At 60.5% G+C, this 19,717-nt stretch carries 16 protein-coding genes and 2 pseudogenes; 10 read left to right on the top strand and 8 right to left on the bottom strand.

Annotated elements, in window-relative coordinates; translation table 11 throughout:
- Window position 1: 1 nt before the first annotated feature.
- Entirely contained in the window at window positions 2–1,339 is a 1,338-nt protein-coding gene (locus tag PMI21_RS25615; protein WP_007933825.1) for a hypothetical protein, read from the top strand.
- Window positions 1,340–1,460: 121 nt separating this feature from the next.
- Here PMI21_RS25615 and PMI21_RS25620 read toward each other — a convergent pair whose 3' ends face one another.
- The 5 genes from PMI21_RS25620 to PMI21_RS25640 form a co-directional block, all read right to left on the bottom strand.
- Window positions 1,461–1,784 carry a DUF190 domain-containing protein gene (locus tag PMI21_RS25620; protein ID WP_007933824.1) on the bottom strand — a complete coding sequence of 108 codons (324 nt, stop codon included), beginning with the start codon at window positions 1,782–1,784 and terminating at the stop codon, window positions 1,461–1,463.
- Window positions 1,785–1,794: 10 nt separating this feature from the next.
- Window positions 1,795–2,178, bottom strand: coding sequence for a fluoride efflux transporter CrcB (gene crcB, locus PMI21_RS25625; protein WP_007933823.1), 384 nt, complete (start codon window positions 2,176–2,178; stop codon window positions 1,795–1,797).
- Window positions 2,179–2,327: 149 nt separating this feature from the next.
- On the bottom strand, window positions 2,328–2,891 hold the full coding sequence (locus PMI21_RS25630) for a cytochrome b (protein WP_007933816.1): 564 nt from the start codon (window positions 2,889–2,891) through the stop codon (window positions 2,328–2,330).
- A 106-nt stretch (window positions 2,892–2,997) separates the two neighbouring features.
- Window positions 2,998–4,452 (bottom strand): aldehyde dehydrogenase family protein, encoded by a 1,455-nt coding sequence (locus PMI21_RS25635; protein ID WP_007933815.1) that lies wholly within the window; start codon window positions 4,450–4,452, stop codon window positions 2,998–3,000.
- A gap of 33 nt (window positions 4,453–4,485) precedes the next feature.
- Window positions 4,486–5,862 carry an aspartate aminotransferase family protein gene (locus tag PMI21_RS25640; RefSeq protein ID WP_007933814.1) on the bottom strand — a complete coding sequence of 459 codons (1,377 nt, stop codon included), beginning with the start codon at window positions 5,860–5,862 and terminating at the stop codon, window positions 4,486–4,488.
- Between the two features lie 212 nt (window positions 5,863–6,074).
- Here PMI21_RS25640 and PMI21_RS25645 point away from each other — a divergent pair, with 212 nt between their 5' ends.
- Together PMI21_RS25645 and PMI21_RS25650 are read left to right on the top strand one after the other, a co-directional pair.
- Window positions 6,075–7,037: a helix-turn-helix domain-containing protein gene (locus PMI21_RS25645; protein ID WP_007933813.1), complete on the top strand. Its 963-nt coding sequence runs from the start codon at window positions 6,075–6,077 to the stop codon at window positions 7,035–7,037.
- Window positions 7,038–7,098: 61 nt separating this feature from the next.
- Window positions 7,099–7,839, top strand: coding sequence for an IclR family transcriptional regulator (locus tag PMI21_RS25650; protein ID WP_007933812.1), 741 nt, complete (start codon window positions 7,099–7,101; stop codon window positions 7,837–7,839).
- A gap of 55 nt (window positions 7,840–7,894) precedes the next feature.
- Here the strand turns inward: PMI21_RS25650 and PMI21_RS30115 are convergent, their stop codons facing one another.
- Window positions 7,895–8,650, bottom strand: coding sequence for a methyl-accepting chemotaxis protein (locus PMI21_RS30115; protein ID WP_443200754.1), 756 nt, complete (start codon window positions 8,648–8,650; stop codon window positions 7,895–7,897).
- 102 nt (window positions 8,651–8,752) lie between these two features.
- Window positions 8,753–9,853, bottom strand: a pseudogene (locus PMI21_RS30110) (PDC sensor domain-containing protein); the annotation flags it as partial.
- A 421-nt stretch (window positions 9,854–10,274) separates the two neighbouring features.
- On the opposite strand from PMI21_RS30110, the gene PMI21_RS25660 reads away from it, so the two are divergent.
- From PMI21_RS25660 to PMI21_RS25670, 3 genes are all read left to right on the top strand, one after another.
- Window positions 10,275–11,723 carry an APC family permease gene (locus tag PMI21_RS25660; RefSeq protein ID WP_007933809.1) on the top strand — a complete coding sequence of 483 codons (1,449 nt, stop codon included), beginning with the start codon at window positions 10,275–10,277 and terminating at the stop codon, window positions 11,721–11,723.
- 109 nt (window positions 11,724–11,832) lie between these two features.
- Window positions 11,833–13,182 (top strand): aminotransferase class III-fold pyridoxal phosphate-dependent enzyme, encoded by a 1,350-nt coding sequence (locus PMI21_RS25665; protein ID WP_007933807.1) that lies wholly within the window; start codon window positions 11,833–11,835, stop codon window positions 13,180–13,182.
- Between the two features lie 82 nt (window positions 13,183–13,264).
- On the top strand, window positions 13,265–14,590 hold the full coding sequence (locus PMI21_RS25670; protein WP_007933805.1) for a hypothetical protein: 1,326 nt from the start codon (window positions 13,265–13,267) through the stop codon (window positions 14,588–14,590).
- Window positions 14,591–14,608: 18 nt separating this feature from the next.
- On the opposite strand, the gene PMI21_RS25675 is transcribed toward PMI21_RS25670, so the two are convergent.
- On the bottom strand, window positions 14,609–15,364 hold the full coding sequence (locus tag PMI21_RS25675; protein WP_007933804.1) for an IclR family transcriptional regulator: 756 nt from the start codon (window positions 15,362–15,364) through the stop codon (window positions 14,609–14,611).
- A gap of 260 nt (window positions 15,365–15,624) precedes the next feature.
- Here PMI21_RS25675 and PMI21_RS25680 point away from each other — a divergent pair, with 260 nt between their 5' ends.
- The 4 genes and pseudogenes from PMI21_RS25680 to PMI21_RS25695 all read left to right on the top strand — a co-directional run.
- Window positions 15,625–17,166 (top strand): acetolactate synthase large subunit, encoded by a 1,542-nt coding sequence (locus PMI21_RS25680; protein WP_007933803.1) that lies wholly within the window; start codon window positions 15,625–15,627, stop codon window positions 17,164–17,166.
- Between the two features lie 11 nt (window positions 17,167–17,177).
- Window positions 17,178–18,668 carry an aldehyde dehydrogenase family protein gene (locus PMI21_RS25685; protein ID WP_007933802.1) on the top strand — a complete coding sequence of 497 codons (1,491 nt, stop codon included), beginning with the start codon at window positions 17,178–17,180 and terminating at the stop codon, window positions 18,666–18,668.
- A 26-nt stretch (window positions 18,669–18,694) separates the two neighbouring features.
- A complete protein-coding gene (locus PMI21_RS25690; RefSeq protein WP_007933800.1) occupies window positions 18,695–19,489 on the top strand; it encodes an SDR family NAD(P)-dependent oxidoreductase in 795 nt (264 codons plus the stop codon).
- A gap of 12 nt (window positions 19,490–19,501) precedes the next feature.
- Window positions 19,502–19,717: pseudogene (locus tag PMI21_RS25695) on the top strand (glycosyl hydrolase); the annotation flags it as partial.

The raw sequence follows: 19,717 nt of genomic DNA, 5'->3' as shown, positions 1-19,717 counted from the left end.
CATGCGCACCGCCAATTACGCCCCATTACTTTCACTGGTTGCACTCTGCACGTTTGAGCCGCAGGCACACGCCTACCAGCTCTATAACGAAGACGAGGGTGGAACTGTCCTGAACGCCGACCTTTGGGCGGGGTTCGGCTGGTTCGGCAGCGAGAAGAACTACATCGGCGACCCGCAGAGGGAGCCCGGCAGGATGCGGTGGCAAGAAGGCTTCGCCAAGTACGGTCTCAACGGCACGACGGATAAGATCAATGCCGGTTCGATCTATGGCGGGCTCAGCTGGATCAGCACGGGGTCATGGGGCGATGGGGACGCGGGTGGGCTCACTGCCGGGGATGAAAGAAGAACGGCCGTGGAAGACGCCTACCTGGGCTGGAAGTCCGGCGATCTGATTCCTGCACTGGGCAAGGACGGCGTTGATTTCTCTTTTGGCCGCCAGCTCGTTACGGTGGATGGCTTCCTGATCACTGATGACGGGTTCGCCCCCGGGAAGGCCTTTAACCCAATCGAGGGCGTCACGGATGGCCGGTTCAATCGTGGTGGCGCCTTTTACCTTGGCCCGCGGCTGGCGTTCGGGAATACGGCAGTCTTGAAACTGGGTGGTACGCAGGGCCTTCACGGTAGCCTGATATGGCTCAAATCCGATAACCCCGGGCAGTCGAAGACTGAAGTGGCTGCCGCCACCCTCGACTACACGACGCCCGTCGGCTCAATCGGTTCGACGTACGTGCATGGCCTCGATGTTGAAGAGCGATTTGCCTTTGGTGATCGGCTTGAGCGCAAGGGCATGAACATCTACAGCATTCGTGGGCAGGGCAATGCCGGGATCGAGAATGCCGACTTTGCATTCGAGGTGGCACGTCAGGAAAAACGTTCAGGGTCACAACGGGCGATGTTCTTCGACGCGGGCTACACCTTCGCCGACACCCCATGGCAACCGACGGTGAGCTATCGATACTCGCGCTATTCCGAAGGTTATGACTTTCTGTTCCAGGGAGGTTTTCGCAAGCGATACCAGGGTGAAATCGCCGCGAACTACGCAGGTTCAGTGACCTCGAACATGGCGATCAACGACGTGCTCCTCTCCGTCAATCCGACCGAGAAATTGACCCTTAACGCAATGGCCTTCAACTATCACCAGCTCTCCCGTCGGCATGAGCGGGACTTCACCGCACGCGAGGTCGACCTCTTTCTGGACTGGATGGTGACGGATAACGTCACACTCTCGCCGCTGGTCGGCTTCTACAAGCCGGAGAAGTGGCTCGGGGACGGTGGCCTGCAGAGCGGGAGCGCATCAACGAACACTTACTTCCAGTTCATCGTGTGGGTGACTTTCTGAGTCGCCGCTCGCGCCATAACGACAAAGGTTTGTTGCCGGTATCTTGATCAGATGCGCCACCGGCGGTGGCGCATTCCCGATGGGACGTCGCCAGGCAACAGGCGATCGAGGAGGGGCCAGGCTAAGTGGCTTTTTTACCGACGAAGCCCATCTCGATTGGGGTCTTTATGTAAAACACAGAGATTTCCTCAACCTCCAGCCTCTTGAGCAACCTTTCGGATTCGTCCTCGGTGATAGCCATGCGAATCTCCGTAGGCTGATCCGCGAGTTCAAAAAAATGCGAAGAGTGCAGCCGACCGGTGTGTCCAAAACCCTCGATACCTGTAGAGAGAGTCGCACCACGCAGCCCCATCTCCTTGGCCACATCGACAATCCATTCGCCAAGCATTTTTCCCTGATAACGACGGTTCTGTTGAGTAAAAAAAATCACGAGAAAACCTTTCATTTTCATCTCCTCATCGCATGCCAATGATTTGATAGGACAAAAGCCCGGCAGCAGTCATCACCAACGAGCCTACGACGTGCAATGAAATTGAGCCGAGCGCCCAGAGCAGTCTGCCTTCCTGGATCAGGGCAACCGTTTCGGCCGAAAACGTAGAAAAGGTGGTAAGCCCGCCACAGAAACCCGTGATGATCAGCAGGCGCCACTCGGGACTCAGGGTGGGGGATGCGGCCAAAAACGCGATAGCCAGGCCAATGATGTAGCCCCCGACCATGTTCGCGACCACAGTGCCCGGGGGAATCGTGGGGAACAGGGCGTTTAGCTTCATGCCCAGGAGCCAGCGCAACCAGGCACCAAGTGACGCGCCAACGGCGATAACTACGAGTGATTTCAGCATGGCGGGCTCACCTCGTCAGACCTGGGCCGAACAGGTAGCAGGTAAGCACAACAGAGCTGAAGACTTCAAGAACCACGTACGCAAGTGACTGGGCCCCCTCTGGTCAGAGCCAGGAAGGCGTGGACGTCTTGCGTCCACGCCTCATCAAGTCACAGCATGCGGCGCAGGACGTCGTTTTGAGGGTCCCGGTCGTAAAACCGGTGTTTCAGGGCGCCCGCGACATGCAACACGATCAGGCCGAGCAGGGTGTAGGCGAGCACTTTGTGCAGCCATTGGAAGACGACGAACCAATTGTCATTTTTCGGCAGGAGCTCCGGCAGGTTGACCCCAAAAAAGAACACCCCGTCGCTCATCGTGTAGGTGCTCGACATTGAGTACCCCATCAACGGCACGATCACGACAAGCGCATACATGACACGCTGCGTAAGCCTTGACAGGAACCTTTCATACCTCGCCAGCGTTTCCAGCGGCTGCGGAAGCCCGGGGGTCCGAAAACGCAGGGCGACCTGAGTCAGGACCACCAGAAACACCAACACCCCAAAGGATTTGTGCCACGGGTAATAGAGCTCGTACTTGCTCGCCACTTCGTCATTCAGACCGGTCATATGCCAGCCTGCCCAGAGGAGGCCTGCAATGAGCGCGGCGCGCACCCAGTGCAAAATTCGCAGGGACATCGGGTACCGATCGATTGTCTCTTGATTTATCGGGTTCATTGCGGTCTCTCCATTGATCATCAAAGGCATCAAGGCCGCACTTTTAAACTGTCACCCTCTACGGCACAAGGCTTCGAGGGTGGTTCAGTCAGTGCAGGGATTGTTTTCAGGCAGGCAGCAGCACGGTGATGACCTTCTCCTCGGTGTAGGCCAACGCGCCGCTAATCCCTCCTTCACGTCCAATGCCGCTGGTCTTGACTCCGCCCCAGGGCAGGTTGGCGTCCAGCGGGCTCCAGCAGTTGATGCCCACGGCACCGGCCTTCACCGCAGCGGCTACGCGGTGCGCCCGCACCAGGTCGGTCGTCCAGACCGTGGCCGCCAGACCGTAGGTGGAATCGTTGGCCAGTGCGACAGCTTCCTCTTCGCTGTCGAAGGTGATCACCGTACCGACGGGGCCGAAGATTTCGTCTCGGGCGATCGCCATGTCGTTGCGGGCGTTGGCGAAGATAGTCGGCCGGACAAACCAGCCCTGCCCAGGGTTCGATACACCGCCGGCCAGTAGCGAGGCGCCTTGGTCGATGCCCAGTTGAATGTAACGGTTAACGCGATCGAATTGCGCTTTCTTGGCCACCGGCCCCATCTGTACGCCGGGCTGCCGAGGGTCGCCCACCTTGACTGCTCGAGCGGCATCGGCAAGCGCCGCGGCGAAGCGATCTGCGATGCTGCGTTGTACCAGGATGCGCGAGCCGGCTGCACAGACCTGGCCCTGGTTGGCGAACAGGCCGAGTGCACAGCCGCGCAGCGCGTCCTCGAAAGAGGCATCGTCGAAGACAATTTGTGGGCTCTTGCCGCCCAGCTCCAGTGCCACGCGCTTGAACAGCACACCGGCGGTGCGCTGGATCTCGCGTCCGGCCTCGGGGCTGCCGGTGAAGCTGATCTTGGCGACGTGCGGGTGTTCGCACAAGGCGCGACCCACTTCCTCGCCGTAGCCGGTGACCACGTTGATCACGCCGTCAGGGAAGCCCGCTTCCTGAGCCAGCGCCGCCAGGTGCAGGGCAGACTGCGGCGTCTCTTCCGAAGGCTTGATGACCACGGTGCAGCCTGCTGCCAGCAAAGCGGCGAGCTTCCAGACCGTGATCATCAGCGGTGAGTTCCAGGGAACGATGGCTCCGACCACGCCCACCGGTTCCCGTACCGTGTACGAGAGGGTCTTGGAGCCGAAGTAGCCACCGGTGGGAATGGTGCGACCTTCGAGATGGTTGGCCCAGCCGGCAGCGGCGCGCAGATTGGCGATCGCGTTAGGCAAGTCCATCCGACGCGGTTCGATGGGTGAGCGACCGATGGCGTTGGCGTCCAGATCGGCCAGCAATTCGGTGTCGCGTTCAACCAGGTCTGCAAGTTTCGATAGCAATCGACCGCGCTGGGCCCCGTCGAGCTGGCTCCAGGCGCCACCCTCAAGTTGGCGATGCGCGGCCCCCACGGCGCGGTCCACGTCCTCCGCCGTGCCGCGTGCGGAGCTACCGTAAACCTGTTCTGTCACGGGGTTGACGAGGTTTATGCGACGGCCGTCGGAGGCTTCGAAGGACGCGCCTTCGATGAAGTGATTCAAGTGCTCAGTCATTTTTGGATCCATGAGTGATGTGGAGTGGTCAGGTCATGCCTTGAGGGAAGCCAGGGCATCGCCGAAGATGTCCAGTGCCTTGAAGAACAGGGCGCGCGAGATCGTCAGCGAGGGCATGACACGCATCACGTTGCTGTAGCGACCGCAGGGAATCATCAGCACGCCGTGGTTCAACAGGTAGCCCATGAGCTGGCCGATTTTTTCGGGCGCCAGGGGAGCCTTGCTGACCGGGTCTTCGATCAGCTCGATACCGATCATCAGGCCGCGACCGCGTACTTCACCAACGAACGGGCTGTCGAAACCACGGATATGTTCCTGCGCGTCCAGCCCCAGCGTGTGAGCGCGGTTGAGCAGATCGAGCTCCGGGTCTTGCAGGATGCTGATGTTGGTCAGCGCCACTGCTGCGGACAACGAGTTGGCGGCGAAGGTATTGGGCATTGATCCGTCAGGAATCGCGGCCGCCAGGTCCGAGCGCATGATCAGGCCGGCCATCGGCAGGTCGCTGCCGATGCCTTTGCCGAAAGTGAGCATGTCTGGCTTCACGCCCGAGTGCTCGACCGCCCACATCTTGCCGGTGCGCCCTGCGCCGGACTGCACTTCATCGACGATCAGCAGCGTACCGCTGCGGTCGCATGCCTTGCGCAACAGTTGCAGGAACTCTGGCGAGGGGGGCACGTAGCCGCCTTCGCCCTGCACTGGTTCCACGATCACGGCGGCCACGTCATCGGCGGCGGTGTAGGGAGTGTTTAGCAGGTAGTCCACGTACTCGCCGGCGATCTGCTCGGCGCTTTTGTGAGTGGTGTCGAAGGGAAAACGGTAGGCATAAGGGTAGGGGGCGTGAATGACACCCCCCATCTGCGCACCGTAGCCCTTGCGGTAGGCCGTGCCTGTCGTCAGGGAACCCGAGGCGTTCCATACGCCGTGGTAGCCACCGTGGAAGGCGATGATCTGGTGCCGCCCGGTGATGCGTTTGGCGAACTTGATGGCGGCCTCCAGCGCATCGCTGCCGCTTTGCGTGAAGAAGGTGATGCAGTCGCCACGCAAGCCGTCGGGCGCGATCTCGGAGAGCTTGGCTGCCAGTTCGGTACGCCGGGTGCTGTTGACTTCCAGGGCATGCATCAGCACTTCGGACTGTTCGCGGATGGCCTGCACCACTTTCGGATGGCAGCGGCCTACGCTGCTGACGCCCACGCCAGCGGACAGATCGATGTAGGTGTTGCCATCCGGGTCCTTGAAGGTCGCGCCGAAGGCGCGGTCCATGGCCACAGGCATGCGTCCGCCGCCGCGCGCCATCGACTCGGTCCGCGCCGACAACGCCAGGGCCTCGCTGGTCCTGGGGCCGGGAAGTGTGCTGGATGTAATTCGCGGAGCATCCGCGAAGTGGAGGGATTCTAGTTTGGCTTCACTCATGACGACCTCTGGATGTCGGTTTCTGTGTGCCGATCATCCTCGTTGCGGGTTCCTGGCCGGTATCCCGAATCGGCACATGAGTGGACCACCCCGAACACAAATTCCGGCGAATTGACAATTGCCCAAGGAATTTGCAGGATTTCCACTATGTGCAAATAGCGCATAGGATGGCGGTCTAAAAACAAGAATATTGGCAGAGGCTTCCGTACATCATGAAGAATCAGAGTATTAGCCATTTTCGAGACATCCATGTCCATGCTGCCACCGTCCAGGAGTGGAGCCAGGACTACAGCCAGTTAACCGCCGGTTCGACCGAGAGTTCGCTGATGCAGTTGACGACTGCGCGTTGCCACGTATTTCGCGAGCAGATCAACCAGCGTGTCGTGCAGCACGGCGTGGCACCCCGAGGCAAGATGTGCTTTGCCGTGCCGATCACCGTCCCGGGTTCGATTCGGATGCAGGGGCGGGAGGTGGATGACAGCAGCCTGTTCTTTCTTCACGGTGGCGAGGAGTTCATGTTCCATATGCCGACGGGCATGGAGCTGCTGTCCATTACCTTCGAACGTGAATTGTTCGAGCAGGCGTTGGCGCAAACAGCGTCGGCGAAGGAGGTCAGCCTGTTGCTGCGTCAGCCGGTGATCAGGGTTTCAACGCCGCGATTTGCAGAAGCTCGTCGCCGATTGCTGGCGATGTTCTCCCGGGCCCTGGTGAACGAAGAACTCGACAGCGCGCGCGAGCTTGAGCTGGAGCAGGCCATGCTCGGCGAGTTGCTGCAACTCATGACCGACCCGGCCTGCGACAAGCACCAGCGCACCCCAAGCTCCACGCGCAGCTTCATTGTCGAGAAATGCCACCGCCTGGCGACCGCAGAGATGATGAACGTGCCCAGCGTCGACGAGTTGTGCCAGCGACTCCACGTGAGTCGGCGTACCGTGCAGAACAGCTTCCGCTCGGTTGCCGAGACGACGCCGCTGAACTACTTGCGCTCCGTCAGGCTCAACGGTGTGCGCCGAACCTTGATGTCCACTCGTGCGTCGCATCTCTCGATCGGCGATGCTGCTGCCCAGTGGGGCTTCTATCACCTCAGCCATTTTGCGGCGGAATACCAGGAGCTGTTTGCAGAGTTGCCGTCCCATACCGCCCGCGCTGCCATCACCGATTGCGCTCGTGCCTGAACAGTAGCCCGCAGCACTCAGCGGCGGGGTGACCGTCGACTCCACAAGGATGTAGAAAAAGATGAATAGCCTTCGCCGCCTGCTCATGGTCTTCGACCTGTTCCGTCCGGAACAGCCGGTGATCGATATAGACATCGTTTGCCAGGAGCTCGGCTACACGCCCGCCACCGCCTATCGTTATCTGCGCGAACTCGGTGACGCGGGCTTTTTGAAGCGATTGCCGCGCGGTTACGCGCTCGGCCCGCGAATCGTCACGCTGGAGCATCAGATGGCGAACTACGATCCGTTGTTGGCATGCAGCCGGGACCTGGCCGACAAACTGGTCGCCGACACCGGCCTGGATGCACTGGTCAGCGAGTGGCATGGCGACTCAGTGGTCAACGTGTTGATCCATCGTGGCTCCGATGCCGGACCGGTCGGTGGTGACAAGGGGCGGCCGATCGATCTTTTTCACAGCGCGACCTCCCGGGTCGTATTGGCTTATCTGCTGCCGCGCCAGATCCGACGAATTTACGACGCTCACGCTAACCCATCCCAATTGCTGCATCTGGGGCTGGAGTGGAAGCCGTTCACCAAGAACCTGCTCGCCATTCGCAAGCAGGGCTACTGTATCAGCGAAAACGAGCTGCACCCGGGACGCAGTGGCGTCGCGGCGCCGATCTTCGACGAAAAGCAGCGAGTCCTCGGGAGCATGACCCTGGTTGGGCGCAGTGAGCGGTTCCGTGCGTTTCAGCAGAGCTACCTGTGTGACCTGGTGACCGGCGCGGCATCGGAACTGACGGCGCGTATCGCCTTGCAGTGAGGTGAGGGGGCGGTTGGCTGCACACCCGCAAAAAACCGTAACCTCGCCCATCGGCTCACACCCGGAAATGGCCCACCAGTTGTTGCTGGTGGTTCGCCATGGCATGCAGCGAGTGACTGGCCTGTGAGGCGTCCTGCATGCGGGTGGTCAGTGTTTCGCTGACACTTCGAATATCGCTGACCCGATGGCTGATGTCGTCAACGACTGCACTTTGCTCAAGGGCTGCGCTGGCGATTTGCTGGTTCAGTTGTTCGATCACGTCCACGGCGCTGGCGATACGCTCCAGGGCCGTGCGGGTCTGTTCCACTTGAGCCACGCTGTGACTGGCTTGTTCGCGGCTCAGGTGGGTGCTGTGCACCACGTCCTGGCTCAGGTGTTGCAGCGCTTCGATCACCGTGCGAATTTGCTCGACCGAGCTTTGGGTGTTGCTCGCCAGGTGCCTGACCTCGTCGGCCACCACGGCGAAACCGCGCCCCTGTTCGCCGGCCCTGGCCGCTTCAATGGCGGCATTCAAGGCCAGCAGGTTGGTCTGTTGTGCAATGGCGCAGATGACATCCAGCACTTGGCCAATCTGTTGGCTGTTGTCAGCCAGCGTGTGCACTTGCTTGAGGGTTGTCTCAAGGCGCTGGTCCAGGAGGTCGATGCTGCACACAGCGCTGGCGAATATTTCATGGCCCGACCGGCTCGCGCTTTCGGCGACCGCCGCTGCCTCGGCCGCCAGGTGAGAGTGACGCGCCACTTCCTGGGCGCTGGCGCTCATCTCATGCAGCGCAGTGGCGGCCAGTTCGACCTCCCGGTACTGCCTTTGCATGCCTGCGCTGACTTCCTGGGCAACCAGTGATGATCGATCGGCGGTGTTGCGTGTATCCAGGGAGGCCGACTGAATGTCACGAATGATGGGCTGCAATTTATCGAGAAAGCGATTGAACCCGTTAGCCAATTGACCCAGTTCATCGTGACGGCCACCCGGCAGACGCTGGGTCAGGTCGCCGTTGCCCTCGACAATGGCATTCAGCAGGCCGGCAACTTTGAGCAGTGGGCGCGTTATTCCATAGGCGGCGAGCCAGATCAGCAGCAGGCCCAGGCCGCTTGCCAGCAACCCGAGACACAGATTGAGCCAGTTGGCCTGGCGGCTCTTGTCGTCCAATTGCGTTTGCATTGCTCGAGCAGGGGCCTGTACCAAGGCTTCCGGAACCTTTATCTGGAGTTGCCACGGTGGATTGGCGGCCACGGTTTGCAGTGTTTGCCGTACGTCAATGCTGACCTGCGAGACGGTACCGCTATGGCCGGCCACCCGGCCTGCTGCCGACAGGAGGGTCACTTCGCCTTGGCCCCCATAGAGGTCTTCCCTGAATTGGGTCGCGAGCATCTGCAAGGTTTCGAGGCTGATGTCCATGCCCACGACCCCGATGGTTTTACCCTTGTCGATCAGCGGCACGGAAATACTGCTCATCAGGGTTTTACGGCCTTCCACCTCGACCGCATAGGGTTCTACTACACAGGTGCGTAACTGTGCCTGGGGGCAGAGGTACCAGGCATTCTCCGGTTCGCTGTCGGCTGGGGCGGTGTTGGCGTAGATCTGGGGTTCGCTGAGCACTTCCTGAACCAGCTGTCCCGGCTGGCTCTGCGACCAATACAGGGCAAAACGTCCCTTTTCATTACTGGCCAAGTCGCGCTGTCCTGTGAAGTCGGCATCGCTGCCGGCGAGTGCATCCGGTAGCAACACCACATACAGGCCGAGTACCTTGTCTCGGTTCAACAGGGCCTGGCGCGTAATGCCGATCAGGTCGTGGCGCAGTTGTTCCGCCGTCAAGCGACCGTTGAGCGTTTGTGCGCGCAATAGAAGGACCTGCTGGGCGAACCCCTGGCCATAGAGCGCTGTTTCGTTAAAAAATCGTTCGATTCGTTGGCTGTGGGCAGCGGTCTGGGCTTGCAGGCTTTGCAGGGCAGACTCTCCGAGCAATTGGCTGCTCTGCTGTTTCAACAGCGTGGCACCTTGCTGGTTCTGATACATCGAGGCGCCGATCAACGCGCCCATGACCGTCAGCAGGCACAGCCCGCTCAAGAGTGTGATGCGCGACTGGAGGGTAAGACGAGTGAAGAGCATGGCTTGGATTTCCTGCGCCGAAGTGGATAGATACGGCGATCCCTCCAACGTCAGGGTATGGCGGCCCGCCTCTGGGTCAAGACCTCGCGAGGCTATGTTGCGGGCATGAAAAGCCAGGCGGTTATCCCGAATCGGCACAACCCTGCAGGTTGCCTTGACCTGTTTTGGGGCGGGGTCTGCGATGTTACCGATTTGGGATAGCGAGGCGTTCACGGGGAGGCATAGGATCAAATCCAGCGTGCGACAAGAACAATAAGCTATTCGGTGACAGTGAGCGGTTGACTGCACCGATCCCACAGCGACTGCCTCATACAATAAGGTCAAGAACATGAGCGTATCTATCCCGATCAACAGCTCGACGGAGTTGAAGCGTGGCGCCCTGGGTGTCGGCTTCATTATCTTCTTCGTGGTTTCGGCGGCGAGCCCGTTAAGTGTCATTGCCGGTGGCTTTCCCATTGGCATCATGGTGGGCAATGGCGCGGGCACACCGGCGTTGTTGCTCCTGGCTTTGCTGGTGTTGCTGGCGTTTTCAGTGGGCTATACCACCATGTCCCGGCATGTCACCAACGCCGGTGGTTTCTATGCCTTCACCTCCCGAGGCCTGGGTGGTATGGCAGGAGGAGCGGCGGGGGTGCTGGCGATGTTTGCCTATAACATCCTTCAGGTCGGCCTCTATGGCATGTTCGGGGGCGTGGTCAGCGGCACCATGGCCACCGTCTTCGGCCTGGAGTTACCCTGGTGGTCTTACTCGTTGATGGCGATGGCCAGCATCGCGATTCTGGGTTATCGCAAGATTGATCTCTCGGCCCGGTTGCTCTCGATTGTGGTGATTGCCGAGTATCTGGCCATTCTGACCCTGGATTTCGCCATTCTTAAGACCGGGGGTGACAGTGGCATCAATCTCGACTCGTTTGATCGCAGTCATGTGTTCAGCGGCACACCGTCAATCGGCTTGCTGTTCTGCTTCGCGGCGTTTATCGGTTTCGAGGCCACGACCATTTACGGCGAAGAGGCCAAGAACCCGCAACGCACCATCCCGATTGCCACCTACTGCTCGGTATTGCTGATCGGTGGTTTCTACGCGCTGTCGGTCTGGTCGATGGTGGTGGGCGTAGGGGCGGACAAAATCGTGACCACGCTTCAGGCTTTGCAGGACCCGACGACGTTTATCTATGGCATGTCCGACCACTTTGTCGGCCCGTATCTGACTCAGATTATCCGGGTGCTGTTCATGGTCAGTATCTATGCCGGGCTGCTGGCCTTTCATAACGCAGCGGCACGCTACTTCTACGCGATCGGGCGTGACGGCCTGTTGCCGCACCGGCTGGGCACTACCCATCGCGTCCACCAGAGTCCACATATGGGCTCGGCGTTGCAAAGCCTGATCTCTGCCGTGGTCGTGCTGATTTTTGCCGCCATGGATGCCGATCCGATCCTGCAGCTGTTTGCCTGGCTGTCCAACCTGGCCACGCTTTGCGTGATTTTACTGATGGCGATCACTTCGGCAGCGGTATTCGTCTTCTTCCGGCGCCACCCCGAACTCAAGCTGGGGATCTGGCGTGGGCGGATTTTCCCCGGTTTCTCTTGCCTTGCCCTAATGGCGGTCCTGGTACTCGCCGTGGTGCATTTCGATGTACTGACGGGCGCCAGCGTGGCCTTGTCATACAGCCTCTGCGCCATTATTCCCGCGGCCCTGCTGGCCGGCGTGTTCCTGGCGGCTCGACTTCGCAAGACGTCGCCGGAACGGTACCTGGCATTGGGTAGCCACAAACTTTAAAGCCCCGCGCAGCACAGTTCAACCAATACGAAAATACCGATCCGTTCCTATATCGGGCGGCTTGTCGGTGCGCGAAAAGAAAGCGTGACACTGAGTGAGGAGCTGAATCATGTACGAGAAATATAAGACAGCGCAGAAGAAATTCTGGCACCCGATGAGTTCTTCCGCACCGGCGCATCGGTCCAAGACCTTGATCATCGCCCGCGGTGAGGGCAACTACATCACCGACATCGAGGGGCATCGCATGCTCGACGGCGTAGGCGGCTTATGGAACGTCAACGTTGGACACAACCGTTCTTCGGTTAAAGCAGCCATCGCCGCGCAGTTGGATGAGCTGGCGTATTACCAGACGTTCGACGGCATCGCTCACCCCCGAGTGTTCGACCTGGCCGAGCGCCTGACGTCCATGTTTGCCCAAGAGAACATGACGCGGGTGCTGTTCAGTTCCGGTGGCTCCGATGCGGTGGAGACCGCGTTGAAAATGGCGCGCCAATACTGGATCGCCAGTGGCGAACCCGGACGCATCCGCTTCCTGTCGCTGCGCAACGGCTACCACGGCGTGCACATGGGCGGCACTTCGGTGGGCGGCAATGGTGTTTACCATTACAACCACGGGCAACTGCTTGCGGGCTGCCATTTACTCGACACGCCTTGGCTGTATCGCAACCCCTGGGATTGCCGTGACCCCGAGGAGCTGACGAACCACTGTATTCGCCAGCTTGAAGATCAGATCGCGTTGCTGGGGGCGCAGACCATTGCGGCGATGATCGCCGAACCTGTGCAAGGCGCGGGTGGTGTGATCGTGCCGCCGGCGAACTATTGGAAACGTCTGCGAGAAGTCTGCGATCGCCACGGTATTCTGCTGATCGCCGATGAGGTGGTCACTGGCTTTGGCCGTTCAGGTTGCATGCTCGGCAGTCGAGGCTGGGGCGTCGCCCCGGACATTCTGTGCCTGGCCAAAGGCATCACCGCCGGCTACATCCCCATGGGGGCTACAGTCTTCAACCAGCGCATTGTCGATGCGATCGAAAACGGTCCGGGTTTCAGCAGTGTGATCATGCACGGCTACACCTACAGCGGGCACCCGACCGCCTGTGCGGCGGCCCTGGCCGTACTGGATATCGTCGAAGCCGAGGATCTGCCGGGGAATGCGGGGAGGGTGGGAGCGCAGTTGCTGGAGCAGTTGCAACCACTGGCTGAGCGCTATGACGTGGTGGGTGAAGTGCGCGGCAAGGGGTTGATGATTGCGCTGGACCTGGTGGCGGACAAGACCACCCGCGAGCCGCTCGATCCGGCCTCCGGCCGTGCCTCACGCATCGCTGATGAAGCGCGCCGCATCGGGGTGCTGGTGCGTCCGATCGCTAATAAGATCGTTCTTTCGCCGCCCTTAACCCTCACGTCCGATGAAGCCGGTATGATCGCGTCCGCCCTGGATACGGCCCTAGCCAACTGTCGCTAGTCGGCGCACAAGAAACCGACGCAGCGAGGTTGCGTCGGTTTTATGTCCACCCATCAAACGCGCACCATAAGGAGCTTCAACCATGCGCTATCTATCGCGAACTCAATGTTCAAGGAGCAGTTTTGTCAGTGCATTGGCGCTTTCGGCCATCGGCCAGGCTCAGGCGTACGAGCTGTACGCCGATGAGAGCCGCCACGTCAACGCCGATATCCTGGCTGTGTTCGGTCAGTTCAACAGTCGCAAGAATTATGACGGCACGCCGGGGGGATCTACCTGGCGGGAAGGCTTTATCAAGTACGGATTAAGTGGCGACCAGGCGTTGGCTGGTAATGGCACCGCTTACGGTGCGTTCAGCCTGGTCAGTTCCGCTACCTGGGGGGATGGTGACCCTGCCGGCAACACCCTCGGTACCGAACGCACTACCAAGATCGAGGATGCTTACCTGGGCTGGCGCTCCGGTGATCTGTTCCCGGTGCTGGGCAAGGATGGGGTCGATGTCTCCGGCGGGCGCCAGGTGGTCAAGCTGGGGCGCGGGTTCCTGATCAACGATGATGGGCCGAACATGGGCAAAGGGCCCGTCGATGGTCATTTGAACCGTGGCGGTGCTTATTATCTGGCCGCGCGGCACGCTTTCGATCAAACCGCCGTCGTGCGTCTGGGCGGGCAGGATGGGGTGCACGGCAGCCTGGCGTGGCTCAAGTCTGACAACCGTGCTCAAGCCGAAACCGAATTGGCCGCAGGCACCCTGGACTACACCGCCAAGGCGGGCACGTTGGGATTGACCTGGGTGCATGGCCTTGACGTGAACGATCAATGGGCAAGCGATTTTCAGCGGCAGCGCAAGGGCATGAACGTCTACAGCGTTCGCGGTGAAGGCGACGCCGGAATCGAGAATGCCAGCCTGGCCTTTGAATACGCCTGGCAGGACAAGGATGCCGGCCCTCAGAAAGCCTGGTATGCCGAGGCCGGCTACACGTTCGCCGACGTCGCCTGGGCGCCGAAACTGACGTACCGCTACACCCGTTACTCGCAGCGCTGGGACTCACTGTTTACCGGTTTGAGTACGGGATACGGTACGTGGTTTCAGGGTGAAGTCGCTGGCAATTACGCTGGACCGTTCAACAGCAATACGGCTATCCAGCATGTCGGTCTGAAAGCCACGCCGATGGAAAACCTGACCCTGGGTGCGCTGTATTTTGATTACGACACCCTGCGCAAAAGCAACGCGCTGAACCTGGATGGGCGTGAGCTGGATCTGTATGCCGAGTGGGCCGTCAACCCGCACCTGATCATTACCCCGCTGATGGGGTTCTACAAGCCAAAACAGGATGCAACGACCGGAGGCAATCAGGTAGCGGGTAACGGCACCAACGTGTACAGCCAATTGACACTGGCTGTTCCGTTCTGACGACACAGTCGCTGTCTGTTACTCGGCTGCGGCGACCTGATTTTGCATGTTTTCGGCAATGCGTCGGGTCGTCTCCATCACCATGTCGATGACCGTTTCCTGACGCAGCAGTTTGAAGCTTTGGCTGCTGCCGACGGCCGACAGGCTGCCGACCACCTCATCGATTTCGCGATTGATGATGGGCGCGGCGATACCGGTGAGCCCCAGGTTGAGTTCGTCCTGCGTCAGGCAATAGCCGTCCTTGCGGATCTTCTTCGTTGCCTTGGAAAAACTGGCCCAGTCGTAAGGGTTGTCGGGCGTATTGGCCAGGTGCTCTTCAAACAAGCGTTGCAGGCGCCGGCCCTTTTGGAAGGCGATCAGCACCTTGGACTGTGCACCGCGAAAAAACGGCAACGGTTGGCCGCGTCCAAAAGCGAAGCGGTAGGTGTCAGTGGGTTCGGCGATGTAGGTGTTGATGATGTGGCCGTCATAAAAAACGCTGGCGAACACGGCGAGGCCGGTCTCCTCGGACAGTTCGTGCATCAACTCACGACCCGCCACAAGAATGGGATCGTACTGACGCATCATCCAGTCCAGTTCGATGATGCGCGGCCCCAGGCCGTAATGGCCGGCATCCACTCGGGTCAGTAAACCGGCGTCACACAGATCCTTGACGTAGCGGTACACGGTTGCCCGCGACAACCCCATGCGTTCGGCGATGGTGTCGGGGGCGATTTTCAGCGTTTGGGGCCCGAAGAGGTCCAGGACGCTCAGCATTTTGCTCAGACTGCTCATTTTTCTCCTAGGAAGGGGATCGCATGTAGGGGGCGAATGCATGTAGGGGGCAAATAGGTACGCACTATAGGTAGGCGAGCCGGTCATGGAAAGACCGCATTGCAGTACTTGAGAAATATAACCGCAGTCGCGGTTTTTTTAGGTGTTAAAATTGCAAAAATCTCATAATATGATTTTAACGATAAAAAATAGGTTGTTTTGTCATCTCTTGTGTGTGATAAATCTCAAACACGACAAGCGTTCGAGCAAGAGGGCCGGATATGAATGGTGCACAACTGATAGTGAAGGCCGCGGCGGCAAGTGGTATCGAATACTGCTTCGCCAACCCCGGGACGACAGAAATTCCGTTGGTGGCGGCCTTGGCTGACGCACCAGCCCTGAAGCCGGTGTTGTCCTTGTTCGAGGGGGTCTGCACCGGCGCGGCGGACGGCTACGGTCGAGTGGCCGGCAAGCCGGCGATGACCCTGACTCACCTGGGGCCTGGTTTCGCCAACGGCATCGCTAACTTGCACAACGCCCGCCGCGCGAATACGCCCATCGTCAATGTGATTGGCGACCACGCCTCATGGCACGTCAATTACGATCCGCCGCTGGCCAGTGACATCCAGGCCTTGGCCGGGACCGTCTCTGGCTGGGTGCGCACCTCGCGCACCGCGTCAGGGACAGGGGAAGACTTGCAGGAAGCCGTGCGGGCTGCCTGGCAGGCCAAAGGGCAGATCGCCAGCCTGATTTTGCCCATGGATCTGCAAGCCAATGCCGTGGCTCACAAGGGTGAGTTCGCAGCGGTGCAGGCGCCGGTTCGGCGTTTCGCCGGTGACCGGATCGAGGCGGTGGCGCAGGCACTGCGTGATGGGCAGCGGCTGGTGTTTATCGTGGGCGATCAAGGACTGTCCGTTGCCGGTCTGGAAGCGGCGGGGCGCCTGGCCCGACTGCCAGGTGTGCGCTTGTTTGCCGAGACCTTTCCTCGGCTCAGCTACCGCGGCGGCGGTTTGCCGGATCTGGATCGCCTGCCGTATTTCCCGGAAGTGGCCATTGAAATCCTCGACCAATATGACGCAGTCGTTTGCGCCGGGGTGCCAGAGCCCATCAGCTATTTCGGTTACGAGGGCATCCCGTCGCGCCTGGCAGAGCGTGAGCGTTTGCTGTCGCTGGCGGAGGTGGGAGACGACGTCGCCGGAGCACTGACGGCCCTGGCCGATGCCCTCGATGCGCCCGCTTATGTGCCAACGCCAATCGGCGTTGCACTGCCACCCGGCCATGCCGAACTGACGCCTCAGTCCGTGGGGCAAGTATTGGCGGCTTCACTGCCGGACGACAGCATTGTCTCGGTGGAGGGTGGCACCTGCGGTTATCCGTTTTTCACGGCCTCCGCCAATGCCGCACGGCATCGTGTACTGACCAACACCGGTGGCGCGATCGGCCAGGGTATTCCGGTGGGGTTCGGCGCCGCCCTGGCGGAGCGCGGCAACCGCGTTTTCTGCCTGCAATCCGACGGCAGCGCGCAGTACACCATCCAGACCCTGTGGAGCATTGCCCGCGAGCAATTGCCCGTGGTGATCCTGATTGCAGCCAACCATCGCTACGCGATCCTGCAGAACGAGTTGCGCCGCTTTGGCGTGACCGAGTTCGGCCCTGAAGCCTTGAGCCTGACGGAGCTGGATCGCCCACGTATTGACTGGAAGGCGCTGGCCAAAGGGTACGGCGTACCCGCCAGTACGGTGCACACCAATGCCGAACTGCAACGAGCCTTGGCCAATGCCAAAGCCGAAAGCGGTCCATGCCTGATTGAAATGGCGCTGTGAAGGAGGGGGCTATGAGTCAGATCCAATTATTACCCGCGGTCCAGGCCTTGTTGTCCCAGCCCGGTCGTCTGTTCCTGGGCGGCACTTGGCAGGACGCGGCCAGCGGTCGCCGTTTTGCGGTGGAGAACCCCGCCACTGAAAGCACATTGACCGAGGTGGCCGAAGGCGACGCGCGTGACGTGGATGCTGCCGTCGATGCCGCTCGCACAGCGTTCAACGGCGAATGGGCCCGGCAGTCGCCGGCCCAGCGCGGACTGCTGTTGTTTCGTCTGGCTGAATTGCTTGATCAGCACCGCGAGGAACTGGCGCAACTGATCACCCTGGAGAACGGCAAGCCAATCGCTACCGCTCGTGGTGAGGCGGCGAGTGCGGCGAATATCGTGCGCTACTTCGCGGGTTGGCCGACCAAGATCGAAGGCAGCACGCTGCCTGTATCGCCGGCCAGTGGCGCACCGATGCTCAACTACACCCTGCGCGAGCCGGTAGGGGTCTGTGCGTTGATCGTGCCGTGGAATTTTCCGCTGACGATGTGCGTGTGGAAGCTGGGCCCTGTGCTGGCGACGGGCTGTGTCGCGGTACTCAAGCCTGCCGAGCAAACGCCGTTGGTGGCGATTCGGTTGGTGCAACTGATCGAGGCCGCCGGCTTCCCTCCTGGTGTCGTCAACCTGGTCACTGGCCTTGGGGCCGCAACCGGCGCGCCACTGGCCCAGCATCCAGGCGTGGACAAGATCGCCTTCACCGGTTCCACCCAGGTGGGTCGGCTGATCGCTCAAGGCGCCACCAGCAATATGAAAAAGGTATCGCTGGAGTTGGGGGGCAAGTCGCCCAACATCATCTTGCCGGACGCCGACATCGTGCGGGCCGCCAAGGGCGCTGCCGATGGCATTTTCTATAACCAGGGCCAGGTCTGCACGGCGGGATCGCGTCTGTATGTGCACGCCAGTGTGCTCGATCAGGTCCTCGAAGAGCTCCAGCGTCACGCGACTGCTCACGTCCTGGGCCCCGGCCTGGACCCGGCCAGCAGCATGGGGCCACTGGTGTCGGCGCGGCAATTGAGTACGGTCAGCGGCTACCTGCAGCGGGGCCTGGAGGAGGGCGCGGAACTGATCTGTGGTGGCGGCAGGCCTGCCCACCTGGAGCGCGGGCACTTTATTCAGCCCAGCGTGTTTCTTGATCGCGCCGAGCGCGCCTGTATTGCCCGGGAAGAAATTTTCGGCCCGGTCCTGACGGTCATGAGCTGGTCCGACATCGATGAACTGGTGCTGCGCGCCAACGACTCGCCCTACGGCCTGGCCGCCGGCCTCTGGACACGTGACCTGCGTTCAGCCCACCGGGTGGCGGCGCAGCTCAAGGCCGGGTCGGTGTGGATCAATTGTTGGAACGTCGTCGACCCGGCTTCGCCGTTCGGTGGCTACAAGCAATCCGGCTGGGGCCGGGAAATGGGAAAAAATGTGATCGACGCCTACACCGAGACCAAGAGCGTGTTTGTCGATCTCGCCTGAGCTGAATAATCACAAGAGGAACTGCTATGGATCTGGAATTGCAAGGCCGCGTGGCGATCGTCACCGGCGGTGGCATGGGCATCGGCAAGGAAGTCGCACGTTTTCTGTCCCAGGAAGGCTGCAAAGTGGTGATCTGCGCACGTCGCATGGAGTTTCTCCAGCAAGCGGCCGAAGAAATCACCGCGCAGACGGGTAACGAAGTACTGCCACTGTTCTGTGACACCAACCAGATGTCCGCCGTATCGGACATGGTGCAAGCCGCGCACAAACACTTCGGCCGCATCGACATTCTGGTCAACGGTGCAGCGGCGCCTTCCGGGGTGGTGCGCAACGACATCGAGCACGCCGGCGATGACGAACTACTGTCCGACCTCAACACCAAGGTGATCGGTTACTTCCGTTGCGCCAAGGCCGTGACCCCGCACATGAAAGCCGGTGGCTTCGGTCGCATCATCAATATCGGCGGCTTGACCGGGCGTGGCAGCAAAGTGCTGTCGGGCATGCGCAACCTGGCCATTGCCCATATGACCAAAACCCTTTCCGACCAATTGGGCCCGGCCGGCATCACCGTCAACCTGATTCACCCCGGCGTGGTGGATACCCCGCATATCCAAGAGCTGTACGAGCGTGAAGGGGTCAAGCAGGGCAAGACCGCGGAACAGGTCGAGCAAGGCTACATCGACGCGACACCGATTCGCCGCACCTTGGCACCTATCGAAATGGGCTGGCTGATTGGTTTTCTGGCGTCTCCCAAGGCTGGGGCAGTGACTGGGGAGTCCATCGGTATCGATGGCGGCCTGACCCGTGGCATCTTCATTTGAGGAGCAACAGCAATGAGTAACGGAACCCTTTTGGTCGCCACCGTCGGTCAGGCTGTGATCCGCAGCGCCGACGACGGCCGTACCTGGCATCGCCTTGGCCTGGGGCAGGACCTGGAATTCGATGCGATCACCCGATCCTTGAGCTTCCACCCTGGTGTGCCGGAGGTGATTTATGCCGGCACTGACATTGGCTTGTGTGTCAGCCATGACACCGGTGGCCACTGGCGG

The organism is Pseudomonas sp. GM18, assembly GCF_000282195.1.
Classification (GTDB): Bacteria; Pseudomonadota; Gammaproteobacteria; order Pseudomonadales; family Pseudomonadaceae; genus Aquipseudomonas.
Note: the sequence above shows the minus strand (reverse complement) of the source record. Positions and strands in the feature narration are given on the sequence as shown.

Bases quoted from the DNA above. Each gene is read 5' to 3' on its own strand.
- PMI21_RS25615 (WP_007933825.1), top strand. From the start codon at position 2: ATGCGCACCGCCAATTACGCCCCATTACTTTCACTGGTTGCACTCTGC.
- PMI21_RS25620 (WP_007933824.1), bottom strand. From the start codon at position 1,784: ATGAAAGGTTTTCTCGTGATTTTTTTTACTCAACAGAACCGTCGTTAT.
- crcB (WP_007933823.1), bottom strand. From the start codon at position 2,178: ATGCTGAAATCACTCGTAGTTATCGCCGTTGGCGCGTCACTTGGTGCC.
- PMI21_RS25630 (WP_007933816.1), bottom strand. From the start codon at position 2,891: ATGAACCCGATAAATCAAGAGACAATCGATCGGTACCCGATGTCCCTG.
- PMI21_RS25635 (WP_007933815.1), bottom strand. From the start codon at position 4,452: ATGACTGAGCACTTGAATCACTTCATCGAAGGCGCGTCCTTCGAAGCC.
- PMI21_RS25640 (WP_007933814.1), bottom strand. From the start codon at position 5,862: ATGAGTGAAGCCAAACTAGAATCCCTCCACTTCGCGGATGCTCCGCGA.
- PMI21_RS25645 (WP_007933813.1), top strand. From the start codon at position 6,075: ATGAAGAATCAGAGTATTAGCCATTTTCGAGACATCCATGTCCATGCT.
- PMI21_RS25650 (WP_007933812.1), top strand. From the start codon at position 7,099: ATGAATAGCCTTCGCCGCCTGCTCATGGTCTTCGACCTGTTCCGTCCG.
- PMI21_RS30115 (WP_443200754.1), bottom strand. From the start codon at position 8,650: ATGCAAAGGCAGTACCGGGAGGTCGAACTGGCCGCCACTGCGCTGCAT.
- PMI21_RS25660 (WP_007933809.1), top strand. From the start codon at position 10,275: ATGAGCGTATCTATCCCGATCAACAGCTCGACGGAGTTGAAGCGTGGC.
- PMI21_RS25665 (WP_007933807.1), top strand. From the start codon at position 11,833: ATGTACGAGAAATATAAGACAGCGCAGAAGAAATTCTGGCACCCGATG.
- PMI21_RS25670 (WP_007933805.1), top strand. From the start codon at position 13,265: ATGCGCTATCTATCGCGAACTCAATGTTCAAGGAGCAGTTTTGTCAGT.
- PMI21_RS25675 (WP_007933804.1), bottom strand. From the start codon at position 15,364: ATGAGCAGTCTGAGCAAAATGCTGAGCGTCCTGGACCTCTTCGGGCCC.
- PMI21_RS25680 (WP_007933803.1), top strand. From the start codon at position 15,625: ATGAATGGTGCACAACTGATAGTGAAGGCCGCGGCGGCAAGTGGTATC.
- PMI21_RS25685 (WP_007933802.1), top strand. From the start codon at position 17,178: ATGAGTCAGATCCAATTATTACCCGCGGTCCAGGCCTTGTTGTCCCAG.
- PMI21_RS25690 (WP_007933800.1), top strand. From the start codon at position 18,695: ATGGATCTGGAATTGCAAGGCCGCGTGGCGATCGTCACCGGCGGTGGC.